This is a genomic window from Streptomyces sp. NPDC048278, assembly GCF_040652195.1.
Classification (GTDB): Bacteria; Actinomycetota; Actinomycetes; order Streptomycetales; family Streptomycetaceae; genus Streptomyces.
In genome coordinates this window covers 92213-110201 of record NZ_JBEZLP010000006.1, presented here as the reverse complement: position 1 = coordinate 110201, position 17989 = coordinate 92213, and the positions used below count along the sequence as shown (strand labels likewise).

General features: G+C 72.7%; 18 protein-coding genes. 9 read left to right on the top strand and 9 right to left on the bottom strand.

Features of this window, described 5'->3' with window-relative positions; all coding sequences use genetic code 11:
• Positions 1–91 precede the first annotated feature (91 nt).
• Together AB0D74_RS13460 and AB0D74_RS13455 are read left to right on the top strand one after the other, a co-directional pair.
• On the top strand, positions 92–955 hold the full coding sequence (locus AB0D74_RS13460) for a hypothetical protein (protein ID WP_362584533.1): 864 nt from the start codon (positions 92–94) through the stop codon (positions 953–955).
• A gap of 130 nt (positions 956–1085) precedes the next feature.
• Positions 1086–1790, top strand: a complete 705-nt coding sequence (locus tag AB0D74_RS13455; protein WP_362584530.1) for a L,D-transpeptidase family protein — start codon at positions 1086–1088, stop codon at positions 1788–1790.
• 79 nt (positions 1791–1869) lie between these two features.
• On the opposite strand, the gene AB0D74_RS13450 is transcribed toward AB0D74_RS13455, so the two are convergent.
• Both AB0D74_RS13450 and AB0D74_RS13445 read right to left on the bottom strand, forming a co-directional pair.
• Entirely contained in the window at positions 1870–3378 is a 1509-nt protein-coding gene (locus AB0D74_RS13450) for a HAMP domain-containing sensor histidine kinase (protein ID WP_362584527.1), read from the bottom strand.
• Positions 3375–4115: a response regulator transcription factor gene (locus AB0D74_RS13445; protein ID WP_362584522.1), complete on the bottom strand. Its 741-nt coding sequence runs from the start codon at positions 4113–4115 to the stop codon at positions 3375–3377. Before AB0D74_RS13445 ends, AB0D74_RS13450 begins: the two co-directional genes overlap by 4 nt.
• A gap of 150 nt (positions 4116–4265) precedes the next feature.
• Between AB0D74_RS13445 and AB0D74_RS13440 the strand changes: the two genes are divergently transcribed.
• From AB0D74_RS13440 to AB0D74_RS13410, 7 genes are all read left to right on the top strand, one after another.
• On the top strand, positions 4266–5624 hold the full coding sequence (locus AB0D74_RS13440; RefSeq protein ID WP_362584519.1) for a ferric reductase-like transmembrane domain-containing protein: 1359 nt from the start codon (positions 4266–4268) through the stop codon (positions 5622–5624).
• A gap of 10 nt (positions 5625–5634) precedes the next feature.
• On the top strand, positions 5635–6150 hold the full coding sequence (locus AB0D74_RS13435; RefSeq protein WP_362584516.1) for an FMN-binding protein: 516 nt from the start codon (positions 5635–5637) through the stop codon (positions 6148–6150).
• A 59-nt stretch (positions 6151–6209) separates the two neighbouring features.
• The gene (locus tag AB0D74_RS13430) at positions 6210–7592 is read left to right on the top strand and encodes a ferredoxin reductase family protein (RefSeq protein ID WP_362584513.1); all 1383 of its coding nucleotides are present in this window, start codon (positions 6210–6212) and stop codon (positions 7590–7592) included.
• Positions 7593–7638: 46 nt separating this feature from the next.
• On the top strand, positions 7639–8418 hold the full coding sequence (locus AB0D74_RS13425) for an FMN-binding protein (protein ID WP_362584511.1): 780 nt from the start codon (positions 7639–7641) through the stop codon (positions 8416–8418).
• A complete protein-coding gene (locus tag AB0D74_RS13420) occupies positions 8411–9214 on the top strand; it encodes an FAD:protein FMN transferase (protein WP_362584508.1) in 804 nt (267 codons plus the stop codon). The genes AB0D74_RS13425 and AB0D74_RS13420 overlap by 8 nt, the downstream gene beginning before the upstream one ends.
• Positions 9215–9540: 326 nt before the next feature.
• Positions 9541–9699, top strand: a complete 159-nt coding sequence (locus AB0D74_RS13415) for a hypothetical protein (protein WP_362584505.1) — start codon at positions 9541–9543, stop codon at positions 9697–9699.
• Positions 9700–9774: 75 nt separating this feature from the next.
• A complete protein-coding gene (locus tag AB0D74_RS13410) occupies positions 9775–11589 on the top strand; it encodes an ABC transporter ATP-binding protein (RefSeq protein WP_362584503.1) in 1815 nt (604 codons plus the stop codon).
• Here AB0D74_RS13410 and AB0D74_RS13405 read toward each other — a convergent pair.
• From AB0D74_RS13405 to argC, 7 genes are all read right to left on the bottom strand, one after another.
• Positions 11584–12339 (bottom strand): hypothetical protein, encoded by a 756-nt coding sequence (locus AB0D74_RS13405; RefSeq protein ID WP_362584501.1) that lies wholly within the window; start codon positions 12337–12339, stop codon positions 11584–11586. The two genes, AB0D74_RS13410 and AB0D74_RS13405, sit on opposite strands and share 6 nt — an antisense overlap.
• On the bottom strand, positions 12329–12916 hold the full coding sequence (locus AB0D74_RS13400) for a sigma-70 family RNA polymerase sigma factor (protein WP_362584498.1): 588 nt from the start codon (positions 12914–12916) through the stop codon (positions 12329–12331). Before AB0D74_RS13400 ends, AB0D74_RS13405 begins: the two co-directional genes overlap by 11 nt.
• Before the next feature lie 195 nt (positions 12917–13111).
• Positions 13112–13657, bottom strand: coding sequence for an arginine repressor (locus AB0D74_RS13395; protein WP_351501901.1), 546 nt, complete (start codon positions 13655–13657; stop codon positions 13112–13114).
• Between the two features lie 19 nt (positions 13658–13676).
• On the bottom strand, positions 13677–14873 hold the full coding sequence (locus AB0D74_RS13390; RefSeq protein ID WP_362584494.1) for an acetylornithine transaminase: 1197 nt from the start codon (positions 14871–14873) through the stop codon (positions 13677–13679).
• Positions 14870–15772 (bottom strand): acetylglutamate kinase, encoded by a 903-nt coding sequence (argB, locus tag AB0D74_RS13385; protein WP_362584491.1) that lies wholly within the window; start codon positions 15770–15772, stop codon positions 14870–14872. Before argB ends, AB0D74_RS13390 begins: the two co-directional genes overlap by 4 nt.
• Complete coding sequence (argJ, locus tag AB0D74_RS13380) at positions 15769–16920, bottom strand: bifunctional glutamate N-acetyltransferase/amino-acid acetyltransferase ArgJ (RefSeq protein ID WP_362584488.1); 1152 nt, start codon at positions 16918–16920, stop codon at positions 15769–15771. Before argJ ends, argB begins: the two co-directional genes overlap by 4 nt.
• Positions 16917–17945 (bottom strand): N-acetyl-gamma-glutamyl-phosphate reductase, encoded by a 1029-nt coding sequence (gene argC / locus AB0D74_RS13375; RefSeq protein ID WP_362584485.1) that lies wholly within the window; start codon positions 17943–17945, stop codon positions 16917–16919. Before argC ends, argJ begins: the two co-directional genes overlap by 4 nt.
• Between the last annotated feature and the right edge of the window lie 44 nt (positions 17946–17989).

The following is a 17989-nucleotide window of genomic DNA, read 5'->3' as shown; positions in this document are numbered from 1 at the left end:
GTTTGAACAAACGAAACCGCTTACCCGTACCCATGCCTGAACGCTGGCGCCGCGTTTGTAAACCCACCTCTGACCCAAGTGAGGCATCCGCATGTCCAGGGCTCTTCCGAAGTACAACAAGCGTCGTGTCGTGTTCATCGGCGGCGCCGCCGCCGTGGCGCTGTCCGGTGCGGTCATCGCCGGTTCGGCCCTCGCCGGGACGCCGGACAAGAGCAGCGACACCAGCAATGCCCGCACCCTCGCCGCCTCGCCCGGGACGATCACCTGCCCGGACGTCGCCTCCCAGCTGCCGGCGATCCCCGCGACCGCGAAGGCCGAGGTCGACAGAAACCTCACGCTCCTGCAGACGCAGATCCAGGAGGCCAACAAGCGGCTGGTCGACACTGTGGGCCAGGGTGGGCCGAACTTCGTGAACAACGCGATCCTCGGTCCCCTCAAGGACAAGCGCGTCGCGACCATCAACCGGATCGCGACCGCGATCGGCCGGACGGCCGCCAAGCCGACCGGCCTGGACTCGCTGGCCCCGTGCGCCCTGAACGCGAGCGGGACGAGCACGAACACCGGCAGCGGTACGGCGACGGGCGCCGCCTCGGCCACGCCGACGACGGCGGCCACCCAGCAGCAGTCGACGGGCAGCACCGGCAACGCGGCCGGCAGCGCGGTGGGCACGATCACCTGCCCGGACGTCGCCTCCCAGCTGCCGGCGATCCCCGCCTCCGCGCAGGCCGAGGTCACCCGCAACCTCACGCTGCTCCAGACTCAGATCACCGAGGCCAACAACCGGCTCCAGAGCACGGTCGGCCAGGGCGGCCCGAACTTCGTCCAGAACGCGATCCTCGGTCCGCTGGCGGACAAGCGGAAGTCGACCATCGACCGGATCGCCATCGCGATCGGCCGGACGTCGACCAAGCCGACCGGCCTCGACTCCCTGGCCGCCTGCACGCTCACCAAGTGACGTGACAGGCAGCTGTGGCCGCCCCGTGAGAGCGCCGGCCGGGGCGGCCACAGTGGAGCCTCGCGGGAAAGAGAGCCTGGACGGCCCACCCGGGCTGCCGTCGCCGCGGCCTCCGTCTAGCGTCTGAGCCATGCGTCCAGGCCTCGTCGTCACCCTCGTGTCCGCGTCCCTGCTGCTGCTCGGTGCGGCACCGGGGAGCGCGGACACCGCACCGCTGCCTGCCGAGATGGCCGACACGGGCGGCGGCAGCCAGCTGATCACCGCGGAGGCGTCCGCCCTGAGCTCGACGTCGGGGACGCTCACCTGGTGGGAACGCCGGGACGGGGCCTGGGTGCAGGTGGGAACGGCCGAGGCCCGCTTCGGCGCGAAGGGGCTGGTCGACGGGGCGAAGCGGCAGCAGGGCACGAACACGACCCCTACGGGGCTGTACGACCTTCCGTTCGGGTTCGGCCTCCAGGCGGCGCCGGCCGGGACCGCCGTCGAGTACCGGCCGGTGACGGCGAATTCATGGTGGTGCCAGGACAACGACTCCACCTCCTACAACCGTTGGGTGGAGCCCCTGCCGTCCGACTGCCGCGCCGCGGAGTCGGAGAAGCTGTCGTCGTACACGACGCAGTACGGGTACGCGCTGGTGATCGGGTTCAACTACGCGCAGCCGGTGCGGGGGCGGGGGGCCGGGATCTTCCTGCACGTCAACGGGGCCGGGGCGACGGCCGGGTGTGTGTCGGTGCCGGAGGATGCGATGCGGCGGATTCTGCAGTGGGCGGATCCTGCGAAGGGGCCGCATATCGCCATGGGGACGGTGAGCGGGGACACCGCTCTCACCCGGTATTGAGGTTGCGCTGCGCCGTTGTGGTGCGGGTGCGTTGACGGGTGCCCGTGGTGTGTGGCTGGTCGCGCAGTTCCCCGCGCCCCTAGGGGGTGGCGGTGGCCGCCAGTTCCACGGTGAACGATGTCGCCCCTGGGCGGCTCTCCACGGTCACCGTGCCCCCGTGTGCCTCCACCACTGCCGCCACGATCGACAGGCCCAGGCCCGCGCCTCCGCCCGAGGCGTCCGCGCGGCGGCGGTGTTCGGCTCGGGTGAAGCGTTCGAAGACGCCGGGCTGGATGTCGGGAGGGATGCCGGGGCCGTCGTCGTGGACCTGGAGGACCGTCCGCGCACCGTCCGTCGCCAGGGTCACCGTCACCTTCGTACCGGCGGGTGTGTGCAGGCGTGCGTTGGCCAGCAGGTTGGCCAGGACCTGCTGGAGGCGGTGGGTGTCGCCGGTCACCGTCACCGGGTCCTCGGGGAGGTCGAGGGTCCAGCGGTGGTCCGGGCCGGCGGCGCGGGCGTCCGTGACGGCGTCCAGGACCAGGTGGGTGAGGTCGACCGGGTGGCTCTCCAGCGGGCGGCCCGCGTCCAGGCGGGCCAGGAGGAGGAGGTCGTCGACCATCTCGCCCATGCGGGAGGACTCGGCGGCGATGCGTTGCAGGGCCCGGGTGATCTCCGGGGGGACCGGGCCGGGGTGGAGCAGGGCCAGTTCCGCGTGGCCGCGGACCGAGGCGACCGGGGTGCGCAGCTCGTGGCTGGCGTCCGCCGCGAAGGTGCGCAGGCGTTCCTCACTGGCGTGGCGTTTGGTGAGCGCGTCCTCGACGTGGCCCAGCATGCGGTTGAAGGCGGCGGCCATCCGGCCGACCTCGCCGCGGGGGTCGGACTCGGGAGCGCGGGGCGGCAGGGCGACCTCGCCGCTGGCGAGCGGGAGTTCGCTGACCCGGGCGGCGGTCGCGGCGACCCTGCTCAGGGGGCGCAGGGACCAGCGGACCCAGAGGGCGCCGGCCACCCCGGCCGCGGCGAGGGCCAGGCCGAAGACGGCGGCGGCGACCAGCTCCAGGCGGTGCACGGTGGCCCGTACCGGTTCCAGGGGCAGGCCGGTGACCAGGACGTCGCCGTCGCGGCCCGGCCAGGCCAGCAGCCGGTAGGCGCCGATCGAGGCGAGGTGGACCGTGTGGCCGCGGCCGTCCACCGGCAGGGCGGCGAGGGCCTCACGGTCGCGGGCGGTGAGGGCGACGGTCAGGTCCGGGTCGGCTCCGGAGGGGATCAGGGCCGCGTTGGTGACCTTGCCCCGCAGCAGGCGGGCGCCGAAGGTACCGGCGGCCTGGCGGCGGGTGTCGCCGTGTTCGTCGCCGTCCCGGTCGCTGGGCTTGTACTTCCCGTGTTCGAGGGACTGCGGGAAGCTCGGGCCGGTCTGCTGGAGCTGCTGGTCGAGGCGGCCGGTGAGGAAGCCGTCCAGTTCGACCACGGCCGCGACGCCGACAGCCGCGCAGCTCACCGCGAGCAGCACGACCAGGCCCGCGGTGAGGCGGGCGCGGAGGGTGCGGGGGCGGGGCAGGTGCCGTAGCCGCCGTAGTCGCGGTAGTCGCGGTAGTCGCCGGAGGAGCCTCACCTGGGCACCGGCTTGATGACGTATCCGGCGCCGCGGACCGTGTGGATCATGGGTTCGCGGCCCGCGTCCACCTTCTTGCGCAGGTAGGAGATGTACAGCTCGACGACGTGGGCCCGGCCGCCGAAGTCGTAGGACCAGACGCGGTCGAGGATCTGTGCCTTGCTGAGGACCCGGCGCGGATTGCGCATCAGGAAGCGGAGGAGTTCGAACTCGGTCGGGGACAGCTCGATCAGCTCGCCCGCCCGGGTCACCTCGCGGGCCTCCTCGTCCATGGTGAGGTCGCCGACGACGAGGCGCGGGCCGTCCTCCTGCTGGCGGGCCATGCCGGCGCGGCGCAGCAGGCCGCGCAGCCGGGCGACGACCTCCTCCAGGCTGAAGGGCTTGGTGACGTAGTCGTCGCCGCCCGCGGTGATGCCGGCGATCCGGTCCTCGACGGCGTCCCGGGCGGTGAGGAAGAGCACGCAGACGTCCGGCTTGACCTGGTGGAGCGAGCGGAGGACGGAGAAGCCGTCCGTGTCGGGCAGCATCACGTCCAGGACCACCGCGTCCGGCAGCAGCTCGCGGGCCACGGCCAGCGCGCTCGCGCCGTCGCCGGCCGCGCGGACCTCCCAGCCCTCGTAGCGCAGGGCACCGGTGAGGACCTCCGCGAGGTCGGGGTCGTCGTCGACGACGAGGACGCGGAGCTGGGTGCCGTCGGGTCTGGTGAGGGCGGGGCGGCCGGAGCGGGTCGTGTTCATCGCGTCTCCCAGCATCCCTCCTCCCGGGAGCGAGGCGCGGCCCCGAGAGCTCTGAGTTTCCTCTGAGCCGACTCTGCCGGTGCCGGTTCAGAAGGTGCTCAGAGGTTCGGCCTGCACAGTGGCGTCCTGACCGGAGAAAGGACCCGACTCATGACGACCGTGGACGAACGGCGCACGGCACCGGCCGTGCCCGCCGTGCCCACGCGCCGCTCCCCCACGGGTGCCGTGCTCGCCGTGCTGTGGGCCGGAGCGGCGGCCGTGCTCCTGCTGTGGTGGTCGGACACCGGCTCCGTCGTGGGCGCGGCGGGCTGGCTGACCGGGGCCGGGCGGATCGCCGGACTGCTGTGCGGGTACTCCTGTGCGGTGCTCGTCGGCCTGATGGCCCGGGTGCCGCTGCTGGAGGTGCGGGTCGGCTCCGACCGGGTCGCCCGCTGGCACGCGATGGCGGGCCGGTACACGGTCTGCCTGCTGGTCGCGCACGTCGTGCTGATCCTCACCGGCTACGCGGCCCAGGACCACGCCTCCCTCGTCCACGAGACGCTGACCGTCGTCCTGGACTACCCCGACATGCTCAAGGCGACCGCCAGCACGGTGATCCTCTTCGCCGTCGGCATCACCTCGGTGCGGGCGGCGCGCCGCCGGACCAGCTACGAGTTCTGGTACTACGTCCACCTGCTCACCTACGCGGCCGTCTTCCTCGCCTTCTTCCACCAGCTGACGCTGGGCGACGAGTTCAACGGCAAGCCGGTCGCCACCGCGTTCTGGTACGCGCTGTACCTGGGGGTCGCGGCCCTGGTGGTGTGGTTCCGGATCCTGGCGCCGGTGCGGCTCAACCTCCGGCACCGGCTGCGGGTGCACTCCGTGCAGCAGGAGGCGCCGGGCGTGTACTCGGTCGTCGTCCGGGGCCGGCGGATCGGGGAGCTGGGCGCGCGGGCCGGGCAGTTCTTCCGCTGGCGGTTCTTCGGCGGCGACGGCATGGGCCGGACGTCGACCCCGTACTCGCTCTCGGCGCCGCCGCGCGGTGACCTGCTGCGGATCACGGTCAAGGCGCTCGGCGACCACAGTGCGGCCGTGCCGCTGCTGCGCCCCGGTACCCGGGTGTGGGCGGAGGGCCCGTACGGCGCCCTCACCGCGGACCGGAGCACCGGCCACCGGACCCTGCTGATCGCGGCCGGCGTCGGCGTCACCCCGTTGCGGGCGCTCTTCGAGACCCTGCCCGGCGACGTCACCCTGCTCTACCGGGCGCGTACGGCCGAGGATCTGGCCCTGGGCGGCGAGCTGGAGGCGATAGCCCGCTGGCGCGGGGCCGAGGTGCGCTACGCCCTCAACGGCCCGCGGGGCGAGCGCCCCGCCCTCACGGCGGAGTCGCTGCGGGCGGCCTTCCCCGGCCTCGCCGGTTACGACGTCTACCTCTGCGGTCCGCACGGGTTCGCCCAGGAGCTGTACGGGGCGCTGCGCGCCGCCGGGGTGCCGGACCGCCGCATCCACCACGAGTCGTTCGAGCTGTGAGGCCCCTGTCGTGCACCCGCTGAGCAAGAACCGTCCCCTGCGCCGCGTGATACTGGCGAGCGCCGCGACCGTCTCCGGGATGGTGATGCTGCTGGCGCTGAAGCCGCACACCGCCCCGACCGTGATCACCGGCTCGGCCGCCACGGCACCGTCGGCCGCGCCGTCGGCAGGGGCGAGCGCCTCGCCGGGCGCGAGCGGCGACTCCGGCTCCGGTGGCTCCGGCTCCGGCGGCTCCGGGAGCAGCAGCGGCACCAGGACCGTCACCGGGGACACGGTCCAGACCCGCTGGGGCCCGGTCCAGGTGAAGGTGACGATCAGGAGCGGCAGGATCACAGACGTCACGGCGGTGCAGTACCCGTCGGACAACCCCCGGGACCAGGAGATCAACCAGTACGCCCTCCCGCAGCTGCGCAGCGAGGCGCTGGCGGCACAGAGCGCGAGCATCGACACCGTTTCCGGGGCCACCTACACCAGTCAGGGTTACCAGCAGTCGCTCCAGTCGGCACTGGACTCCGCGGGTCTCTGAACACTCGGGCAGTACGGCACGTATCTGTGGGCCAAGGGTCAAGTCCCTACGGAGGAACCGTGACCACCACGCTCGCAGGCGGACGTGCCGCCCGCCGCCAGACGATGCGCCGCATCCGCCCGCGCCGCTCCCCGGCCGTACCGCTGCTGCTCGCCGTATGGGCGGGCGCGGCGGCCGTGCTCTGGCTGTGGTGGCACAACACCCCGTCCATCGCCGACCAGAACGGCAAGATCCTCAACGCGGGCCGGATCACCGGTCTGCTGGCCGGATACCTGATGGCGCTCGTGGTGCTCCAGATGGCCCGGGTGCCCGCGCTGGAGCGGCGCGTCGGCTCCGACCGCGTCGCCCGCTGGCACGCGATGAGCGGCCGTTACACGCTCTGCCTGGTCTTCGCGCACGTCTTCCTCATCATGTGGGGCTACGCGCTGCAGGCCGGCAAGACGCTGAACGACATCGTCCAGCAGACCATCGACTCCGTGAACCAACTGCCCGACATGGGCAAGGCGGCCATCGGCACCGGCCTGTTCGTCGTCATCGGCCTGACCTCGATCGGCCCGGTGCGGCGCCGGATGCCGTACGACACCTGGTACCACGTGCACCTGCTGACGTACGCGGCGGTGTTCCTGACGTTCTGGCACCAGATCACCACCGGCAACGACTTCGCCCTCACCCCGATCGCCAAGACCTTCTGGTACGGGCTGTACGGCGCGGTGACCGCGCTGGTGGTCTGGTACCGGATCCTCACCCCGATCAGGCTCAACCTACGGCACCGGATGCGGGTCGAGGCGGTCATCGAGGAGACGCCGGGCATCGTGTCGGTGCTGATCGGCGGGCGCAAGCTGCACCGGATGGGCGCCGAGGCCGGCCAGTTCTTCCGCTGGCGGTTCATGGCCCCCGGGATGCGGTTCAGCTCGCACCCGTACTCCCTGTCGGCGGCACCCCGCCCCGACATGTTGCGGATCACCGTCAAGGCGATCGGCGACCACAGCGCGCGGCTGCGCGAACTACGGCCCGGAACCAAGGTGTGGGCCGAAGGGCCGTACGGGGCGATGACCGCGTCCCGGCGCAGCCGCGGCAAGGTCCTGCTGGTGGCGGGCGGCGTCGGGATCACGCCCATGCGGGCGCTGTTCGAGACGCTGCCCGGCGCCGCGGGCGACCTGACCCTGCTCTACCGGGCCAACACCACCCAGGACCTGGCGCTCTGGGACGAGCTCGCGAAGATCGCCAACGAGCGCGGGGCCAGGCTGATGTACGCGGTCAACAGCCCGGACGGCGAGCGGCCGGACATCTCCGCGGAGAACCTCCAGCGGAAGATCCCGGACATCGTCGACCACGACGTCTTCATGTGCGGCCCGCCCGGGTTCGCTCAGGGCGTGTACGAAGCACTGCGCGGCGCGGGGGTTCCCGCCCGCCGCATCCATCACGAGTCGTTCGAGATGTGAGCGACGGGACCACACGGGAATCCAGGGAATCGGGAGTTCGGGAACGATGAGGAAGAGTCACCCCATCAGGCGTGTGGTGCTGGCCACCGCGGCGACCGTGTCCGGTGTCGTGCTGCTGCTGTCGCTGAAGCCGTCGTCGGACCCGACGTCCGCGTCGGCGGCGGGCGCGGCCCCGTCGGCCGCGGCGGCCGGGCAGGAGTCGCCGCAGGGCGGCACCGGGGCCGCCGGCACCACGACGGTGGACGGGGACGCGACCCAGACCCAGTACGGGGTCGTCCAGGTCCGGCTGACCGTCGCCAACGGCAAGATCACCCAGGCCCAGGCGATCCAGGCGCCCAAGGGCGGCACCAGCGACCAGAAGACCGCACTGTCCGTGCCCCAGCTCAACAAGGAGGCGGTCGCGGCACAGAGCGCGAACATCGACTCCGTCTCCGGAGCCACCTACACCAGCACCGGCTACAAGCAGTCGCTCCAGTCGGCGCTGGACAAGGTGAAGGAAGCGAGCGCGTCGTCCGGCTCGTCCTCGTCCTCCTCCGGGTCCGCGCAGGCGCAGGCCAAGACGGTGACCGGGCAGGTCGCGCAGACCCAGTACGGGCCGGTCCAGGTCCGGATCACCGTCTCCGGCGGGAAGATCACCCAGGCGGAGGCGGTGCAGGCGCCCAAGGGCGGCACCAGCGACCAGAAGACCGCACTGTCCGTGCCCCAGCTCAACAAGGAGGCGGTCGCGGCACAGAGCGCGAACATCGACTCCGTCTCCGGAGCCACCTACACCAGCACCGGCTACAAGCAGTCCCTGCAGTCGGCGCTGGACCAGGCCGGTGGCTGAGGCGGTGGCCGAGTCCGCGGAAGCTCCCGCCGCGGTGCGTCACGCGGAAGAGGTCATGGGGACCGTCTTCTCCTTCGACGTCCGCGGCGGGGACCCGGACGCCGTACGGGCGGCCCTCGACGAGGCGGTCGCCGGGCTGCACCGGGTCGACGAGGTGTTCAGCACGTACCGCGAGGACAGCCAGGTGTCCCGGCTGGCGCGGCAGGAGATCGGCGTCGCCGACTGCGATCCCGAGGTCGCCGAGGTGCTGGAACTGGCGGCCGAGGCGGAGCGGGTGAGCGACGGCTGGTTCAGCACCCGCTACCGGGGGCGGCTCGATCCCACCGGGATCGTGAAGGGCTGGTCCGCCGAGCGGGCGGCGCGGACGCTGGCGCGGGTGGCCGGGGTGAGCGGCGTGAGCGTCAACGGCGGCGGTGACGTCCAGATGTTCGGGGCGCCCGAGCCGACGCGGGCGTGGCGGGTGGGGATCGCCGATCCGTTGCGGCCGGGCGGGCTGGCGGCGGTGATCTCGGCGGCGGGTGTGGAGGAGCTGGCGGTCGCGACGTCCGGTACGGCGGAGCGCGGCGCGCATATCGTCGATCCGCGGACCGGGAAGTCGGCGGTGACGGACCTGGTCGCGGTGACGGTGGTGGGGCCGCGGCTGACGTGGGCGGACTGCTGGGCGACGGCGGCGTTCGCGATGGGGTCGCGGGCCGGGTTGGCCTGGCTGGAGTCGCTGCCGGGTGTGGAGGGGCTGTTGATCACGGCGGGGGACGAGGTGCGGTGCACCGGGGGGCTGGCCGCCCGTCTGGGCTGACGTGAGGGGCGGGGACGCTCACCGGCGCTCGCCGGGTGCCGCCGCGCCCACCCGTGCCGCCCCAGCGGCACGACTGCCCGCAGTCAAGTTTTCAGGAGCGCGGGGAACTGCGCGAGCGACCCCCCACCGGCCCGCGGCGGACCGACTGCCGCGGCCGGGTCTTTGTCTTTCAGGGGCGCGGGGAACTGCGCGACAAGCCCCCGTCGGCCCGCGGGCGGAGGACTTTCGCGTGTCGTCGCGAGATTTTTCGGATTTGTGCCGCTGGACGCCATCCCGATCCCCCTTTCGGCCGTACCCCCTGTGACGCAAGTTCCAGGAGGAACACCATGGCTGTCTTCAGCAACCTCATGCCGTTCAAGAACCGGCGCGACCACGACCACGACCACGACGACCGTCACGGGCACGGGCACGACCATGACCGCGACCACGGCGACCGGCACGGTCACGACCATGGCGACCGGCACGACCACGGCAACCGCTACTGACCACACCTGAAGGCGGCGCGGACCGGTCACGGGTCAGCCGGTCCGCTCCGCCGGTGTTGTCCGGGAACCCCTCTCATGGCGCACGTACTGCGGCGTCTGCTGTCGGCCGGCGATCCCTCGGACACCGTGGTCGCAGCCGCCCCCCGGCTCTCCCCGCGCGAGGTCTTCCGGCGGTTCTGGCCGTACACCCGAGGCGGCCGGCGCTGGCTCCTGCCGCTCGTCCTGCTGAGCCTGACCGTCCCGGCCGTCGACGCCGCGGAGCTCTGGCTCTTCAAGTTCGTCGTCGACGACGTGCTCGTCGCCCGGGAGTTGCGGCCCTTCCTGTGGATCGCGCCCGCCTACCTGGGCCTCGTCCTCTGCTCCGGCGTGCTCGGCTTCGCCGACGACGTGACCTCCACCTGGGTCGGCGAACGCTTCCTGCTCGCCCTGCGCACCGACGTCTTCCGCCATGTCCAGGGCCTGTCGCTCGGCTTCTTCGAGCGCCGGCGGCTCGGGGACGTGCTGTCCAGGGTCACAGGTGACGTCGACGCGGTGGAGACGTTCCTGCTCTCGGGTGTCGCGGACGCCCTCTACTACGTGATCAGCCTGGGCGTCTACCTCGGCATGCTGTGCTACCTGCGCTGGGACCTGACCCTGCTCGCCCTCGTCGTCGTCCCGCTGTTCTGGGGCGCGGCCCGGTACTTCTCACGGCTGGTGCGGGAGGCCTCGAGGGAGCGCAGGCGGCGCGGCGGGGCGCTCGGCGCGATCGCCGAGGAGTCGCTGGGCAACGTCGTCCTCGTGCAGGCGTACAACCGGCAGGCGTGGGAGGCACGCCGGTTCGAGCGGGAGAACGCCGGCCGGTTCCGGGCCGCGATGGCCTCGGCGCGGATCCGTGCCGTGTACGCACCCGCCGTCGAGCTCGTGGAGCTGACCGGCGGCCTCGCGGTGCTGGCCCTCGGCACCTGGAAGCTGGCCCAGGGACAGCTCACGCTCGGCGGGCTGCTGGTCTTCCTCGCGCTGATCGGCAGGCTGTACGGCCCGGTCCACGGGCTGTCCGGGCTCGGCACCACGTTCTACACGGCCTCCGCCGCCGCGGAACGCATCATCGAACTGCTCGACGAGCGGCCCCAGGTGACCGAGGCGGCCGGGGCGCGCCGGCTCCGCCGGGCCCGGGGCGCGGTGGAGTTCGACGGGGTGTGGTTCCGCTATCCCGGTACGGCGGCCTGGGCGCTGTCCGACGTGTCGTTCCGGGCGGCTCCCGGGGAGACACTGGCGCTGGTCGGGGCGAGCGGGTCGGGCAAGTCCACGCTCGCGAAGCTGCAGTTGCGGTTCTACGACCCCGACCGGGGCGCGGTCCGCCTGGACGGCACCGATCTGCGCGAACTCGCCCTGACCGACGTCCGGGAGAGCATCGCGGTGGTGTTGCAGGAGACCCTCGTCTTCCACGGCACCGTGCGGGAGAACATCGCCTACGGCCGGCCGTCGGCCACGGAGGCGGAGATCGTCGCGGCGGCGCGGGCCGCGGACGCCCACGAGTTCGTCGAGCGGCTCCCGGACGGCTACGACACCCTCGTCGGGCAGCGCGGCCGGACGCTCTCCGGCGGACAGTGCCGGCGGCTGGCGATCGCCCGGGCGATGATCCGGGACGCGCCGGTGCTCCTGCTGGACGAGCCGACCGCCGGGCTGGACGTCCGCTCGGCGCGGCGGATCATGGAGCCGTTGCGCAGGCTCATGGCCGGGCGGACCACCGTGGTGATCTCGCACCAGCTGCTGACCGTCCGCGACGCCACCCGGATCGTGGTCCTCGACCACGGCCGGGTCGTCGAGGACGGCGCGCACGCGGATCTCCTCGGACGGCAGGGGCCGTACGCCCTGCTGCACCGCCTCGGCGAGGGTGCGGTGCTGTCATGACCCCTCCGGGGCCACCACCTTGCCCTGCTGGAACTGTGCGGTGGCGAGGACGGAGCCGTCGGCGGCGGCGAGGCGGGCCGCGGAGTACTTGGTGAGGTCCACGGTGACCGCCGCGCCCCAGTTGCCGCGTCCGTCGCGCAGGGGGAAGTCGCCCACCCGCGTGGTCGTACCGTCGGCGCGGGCGAGGAGGCAGGTGACCCTGCCGTCGTAGGGGGTGCCGGGGAGGGCGACGGAGACGAACATCCAGGCGGGGCTGCCGGGGTGGGCGTAGATCTCGCCGACGGGCCGTCCGCCGCCGGGCGGGATCATGTCCCCGACCAGCATGGGCTCGGACCCGACCGCGGGCGCCGAGGCGGTGACGGCTCCCTCGACGGCGCTGCCGATCGCCCAGCCGGCGAAGCCGACCGCGACCGCGGCGGTGGCGGCGACCGCGGCGAGCCGCAGCCGCAGGCGCCGGACACGGCCGCGCCGGCCCTGGGCGGCGCGGGCGGGCCGGGCCCCCTCCACCCCCGTCGCCTGCTCGGCGAGGCTGCGCGCCACGCGGGCCTCGAAGCCGGGCGGCGGTTCGCTCTCGGGCAGCAGGCCGATCAACCGGTCGCCGATCCCGGTGAGTTGGCGTACGTACTCCCGGCAGGCCGCGCACCCGTCCAGATGGGCGACCGCCTCGGCCCGTTCGCGGCCGGGCAGGACGCCCAGCGCCAGTTCGGCGCCGAGCTCGCGCAGCTTCTCGCAGTGCGCGTCACCGGACATGGTCGCCTCCCTTCGGGGCCGCGAGCGCGGTGCGGAGTTTCGCCATCGCCGCTCTGATCCGCGTCTTGGCCGTGCCCAGCGGGATCCGCTCCGCGTCGGCGATCTGCTGGGCCGTCATGCCGTAGATGCCGGCCATCATCAGCGCCCGGGCCTGCTCCCGCGGCAGCCGGGCCAGCGCGGCCCTCAGCTGGGTGGAGGCCTCGTCGGCCAGGGCCCACCGCTCGGGGGTCTCGGTGACGGCGTCGAGGAGGGGGTCGAGGTCCTCGGGGGCCATCGGTTCCGTCCGCCGGGCCCGGACGGCGTCGACGGCGAGGTTGTGGGCGATGGTGGTGAGCCAGGTCCCGACCGAGCCGCGGCGCGAGTCGTAGATCTGGGCATGGCGCCACGCGCGCTCGAACGTCTGCTGGGCGACGTCCTCGGCGAGCTGCTGGTCCCTGGTGACGGCCATCGCGACCCCGAAGACCCGGTGCTGGAATCTCCGTACGAAGATCTCCGCGAGCTCCGGGTCTCCGGTGGCCAGCCCGGACAGCAGAGCCTCGTCCGGGAGGCGGCCGACGGGGGACCTGAATCCCGACACACCCCTGTGTACGTTCGACGGCCGCCAGGGGATTGCCCGCCCGCCTGACCGCTCGCCGCGGAAGATCACACGGTCATTGTCCGTCGGCCGGCCGGGCCCCGCACGCGGGTCGGCGGCCACGGCCCGGTCGTCGGCTGCGGGCCCGGTGGGGGCTGGTCGCGCAGTTCCTCGCGCCCCTTACGGGGCTGGGCTCCGTCAGTGGCCGTTCTGGGCCAGCCGCAGCAGGTGGTCCGCGAGGGCCTGGCCGCCGGTCGGCTCCCTGCTGATGAGCAGCACCGTGTCGTCGCCGGCGATCGTCCCGAGGATGTCGTGCAGCTCGGCCTGGTCGATCGAGGACGCGAGGAACTGGGCCGCGCCGGGCGGCGTGCGCAGGACGACCAGGTTCGCCGAGGCCTCCGCCGAGATCAGGAGTTCCTGGGAGAGGCGGCGCATCCGCTCCTCCTTCGCCGACTCCCCCAGCGGGGCGCGCGGGGTGCGGAAGCCGCCCTCGCTGGGGACCGCGTAGATCAGCTCGCCGTCGGTGTTGCGGATCTTCACCGCGTTCAGCTCGTCGAGGTCCCGGGAGAGGGTCGCCTGGGTGACCGTGAGGCCGTCGTCGGCGAGCAGTTTCGCGAGCTGGCTCTGCGAGCGCACCGGCTGCCGGTTGAGGATGTCCACGATCCGGCGGTGCCGGGCGGTCCGGGTCTGCGGCACGGCAGCCCCCGTCCCGCCGGACTGGTCGAACTCCTGCGCCTGGCTCATCGTCGTCTCATTCTCCGGATCATTCTCCGGATCGTCCGTCCCCGCTCGCTGCGTCGAGGATGCCGGGCAGGGCGCGCAGCAGCGCGTCCGCCTCGGCGTCGCGGAGGTTCAGCGGCGGCATCAGCCGTACGACGTCGGGAGCGGGCGCGTTCACCAGGAACCCGGCCTCCTGAGCCGCCTGCTGGACCTGCGCTGCCAGCGGCTCGGTGAGCACGATACCCAGGAGGAGGCCCGCGCCCCGGACATAATCGATCAACCGGTGGCCGAGACCCTCGATTCCGTCCCGCAACCTCTCGCTCTGCCGCTTGACGTTCTCCAGCAACCCCTCGTTCCCGATGGTGTCGAGGACGGCGAGGCCGGCGGCGCAGGCGACCGGGTTGCCGCCGAAGGTGGTGCCGTGGTGGCCGGGCTGGAGCAGTTCGGCGGCGCGGCCGAAGGCCACGGTCGCGCCGAGCGGCAGCCCGCCGCCGAGCTGCTTGGCGAGGGTGACGACGTCGGGCAGCACGCCCTCGTGGGCCTGGTAGGCGAACCAGGTGCCGGTGCGGCCGGTGCCGGTCTGCACCTCGTCGAGGACGAGCAGGGCGCCGGTGGCCGCGGTGATCGCGCGGGCCGCCTTGAGGTAGCCGGGCGGGGGTACGACGACGCCGTTCTCGCCCTGGACGGGCTCGATGATCACCAGGGCGGTGTCCTCGGTGACCGCGGCGGCCAGCGCCTGCGCGTCGCCGTAGGGGACGTGGGTGACGTCGGCGGGCAGCGGGCGGAACGGGTCCTGCTTGGCGGGCTGGCCGGTGAGCGCGAGGGCGCCCATCGTGCGGCCGTGGAAGCCGCCGTCGGTGGCGACCATGTGGGTCCGCCCGGTCAGCCGGCCGATCTTGAAGGCGGCTTCGTTGGCCTCGGCGCCGGAGTTGCAGAAGAAGACCCGGCCCTCCCGGCCGAAGAGCTGGATCAGCCGCTCGGCCAGGGCGACGGTCGGCTCGGCCATGAAGAGGTTGGAGACGTGGCCGAGGGACGCGATCTGCTTGCTCACGGCCTCGACGATCGCGGGGTGGGCGTGGCCGAGCGCGTTGGTGGCGATGCCGCCGACGAAGTCGAGGTACTCGTGGCCCTCGGTGTCCCAGACCCTGGCGCCCTCGCCGCGGGCCAGGGGCAGGCGCGGGGTGCCGTAGTTGTTCATGAGCGCGCCCTGCCACCGCGCGGTCAGCTCCTGGTTGCTCATGACTCCCCCTCCTGGTCCGGCACGACCATCGTGCCGATGCCTTCGTCCGTGAAGATCTCCAGCAGGATCGAGTGCTGGACCCGGCCGTCGATGACGCGGGCGGTGGTGACGCCGTTGCGTACGGCGTGCAGGCAGCCCTCCATCTTCGGCACCATGCCGGAGCTGAGTTCCGGCAGCAGCTTCTCCAGTTGGGAAGCGGTGAGGCGGCTGATCACCTCGTCGGAGTTCGGCCAGTCCTCGTAGAGGCCCTCCACGTCGGTGAGGACCATGAGGGTTTCGGCGCCCAGAGCAGCAGCGAGTGCCGCAGCCGCCGTATCAGCATTGACGTTGTAGACATGCCCGTCGTCCTGACTGCGGGCGATGGAGGAGACGACCGGGATCCGGCCGTCGGCGAGCAGGGCCTCGATCGCGCCCGTGTCGATCGCGGTGATCTCGCCGACCCGCCCGATGTCGACGAGTTCGCCGTCGATCTCGGGCGTGTGCTTGGTCGCGGTGATGGTGTGGGCGTCCTCGCCGGTCAGTCCGACGGCGAGCGGCCCGTGCTGGTTGAGCAGGTTGACCAGCTCGCGCTGGACCTGCCCGGCGAGCACCATCCGTACGACGTCCATGGCGTCCTCGGTGGTGACCCGGAGCCCGGCCTTGAACTCGCTGACGATGCCGTGCTTGTCCAGCGCGGCGCTGATCTGCGGGCCGCCGCCGTGCACGACGACCGGCCTGAGGCCCGCGTGGTGCAGGAAGACGACGTCCTGGGCGAAGGCGGCCTTCAGGTCCTCGTCGATCATGGCGTTGCCGCCGAACTTGATCACGACGGTCTTGCCGTTGTGACGGACCAGCCAGGGCAGCGCCTCGATGAGGATCTGCGCCTTGGGCAGCGCGGTGTGCTTGCGCGTGGTGCTCATGACGAGTACGCGCTGTTCTCGTGGACGTAGTCGGCGGTCAGGTCGTTGGTCCAGATGGTGGCGGTCTCGGCGCCGGCGGCCAGGTCGGCGACGATGTGCACCTCGCGGTAGCGCATGTCGACCTTCTCGCGGTCCTCGCCCACCCCGCCGTTCTTGCAGACCCAGACGCCGTTGATGGCGACGTTGAGCCGGTCGGGCTCGAAGGCGGCCTTGGTGGTGCCGATCGCGGAGAGCACGCGGCCCCAGTTGGGGTCCTCGCCGTGGATGGCGCACTTGAGGAGGTTGTTGCGGGCGATGGAGCGGCCGACCTCGACGGCGTCGTCCTCGCTGGCCGCGTTGACGACCTCGACCTTGATGTCCTTGCTGGCGCCCTCGGCGTCCCGGATCAGCTGCTGCCCGAGGTCGTCGCAGACGGCGCGGACGGCCTCGGCGAACTCCGCGTACTCCGGGGTGACGTCGGCCGAACCCGAGGCGAGCAGCAGCACGGTGTCGTTGGTGGACATGCAGCCGTCGGAGTCGACGCGGTCGAAGGTGGTGCGGGTCGCGGCGCGCAGCGCCTTGTCCAGGTCCGCGCTCTCGACGACCGCGTCCGTGGTGAGGACGACCAGCATGGTGGCGAGGCCGGGGGCGAGCATGCCCGCGCCCTTCGCCATCCCGCCGACCGTCCAGCCGTCCTTCGTGACGACCGACGTCTTGTGCACGGTGTCGGTGGTCTTGATGGCGATGGCGGCCTTCTCGCCGCCGTGCTCGGAGAGCTGGCCGGCGGCGGTCTCCACGCCGGGCAGCAGCTTGTCCATGGGCAGCAGCACGCCGATCAGGCCGGTCGAACAGACGGCCACCTCGATCGCGCCCCGCCCCAGCACCTCGGCCACCTTCTCGGCGGTCGCGTGGGTGTCCTGGAACCCCTTGGGGCCCGTACAGGCGTTGGCGCCGCCGGAGTTGAGGACGACGGCCGAGACCTGGCCGCTCGCGAGCACCTGCTCGGACCACAGCACCGGCGCGGCCTTCACGCGGTTGGAGGTGAAGACGCCCGCGGCGGCGCGGCGGGGCCCGGTGTTGACCACGAGGGCCAGGTCCGGGTTGCCGTTCTCCTTGATCCCGGCGGCGATGCCCGCGGCCGTGAATCCCTTCGCTGCCGTCACGCTCACGGCGCAACTCCGATCGTGGTCAGCCCGGTGGTCTCGGCGAGACCCAGGGCGAGGTTCATGCTCTGGACGGCACCGCCGGCGGTGCCCTTGGTCAGGTTGTCGATGGCACTGATCGCGATGATGCGGCCCACCGCCTCGTCGTATGCGACCTGCACCTGAACGGCGTTGGAACCGTAGACGGACGCCGTGGCGGGCCACCGGCCCTCGGGGAGCAGGTGGACGAAGGGCTCGTCGGCGTAGGCCTTCTCGTAGGCGGCGCGCAGGGACTCGGCGGTGACGCCCGGCGCGGCCTTGGCGCTGCACGTGGCGAGGATGCCCCGGGGCATCGGCGCGAGCGTCGGCGTGAAGGAGACGGCGACCCGCTCCCCCGCCACCGCGCTGAGGTTCTGGATCATCTCGGGGGTGTGCCGGTGGCCGCCGCCGACGCCGTACGGGGTCATGGAGCCCATGACCTCGCTGCCGAGCAGGTGCGGCTTGGCCGCCTTGCCCGCGCCGGAGGTGCCGGAGGCGGCGACGATCAGCGCCTCGGGCTCGGCGATCCGGGCCGCGTAGGCCGGGTACAGGGCGAGGGAGACGGCGGTGGGGTAGCAACCGGGTACCGCGATGCGCTTGGACCCCTCCAGCGCGGCGCGGGCACCCGGCAGTTCGGGGAGGCCGTAGGGCCAGGTGCCGGCGTGCAGGGAGCCGTAGAAGCGCTCCCAGTCGGCCGGGTCCGTCAGGCGGAAGTCGGCGCCCATGTCGACGACGAGGACGTCCGGGCCGAGCTGCTCGGCGACGGCGGCGGACTGGCCGTGGGGCAGCGCGAGGAAGACGACGTCGTGCCCGGCGAGGGCCTCGGGGGTCGTCTCCGCCAGCACGCGGTCGGCGAGCGGGAGCAGGTGCGGCTGGAGCGCGCCCAGGCGCTGGCCCGCGTTGGAGTTGCCGGTCAGGGTGCCGATCTCGACCTCGGGGTGCGCGAGGAGCAGCCGCAGGACCTCTCCGCCCGCGTACCCGCTCGCTCCGGCCACCGCCGCACGTACCGCCATGTCCATCCTCCTCCAGATGGCATGACTATACGGTTCCCTGCACT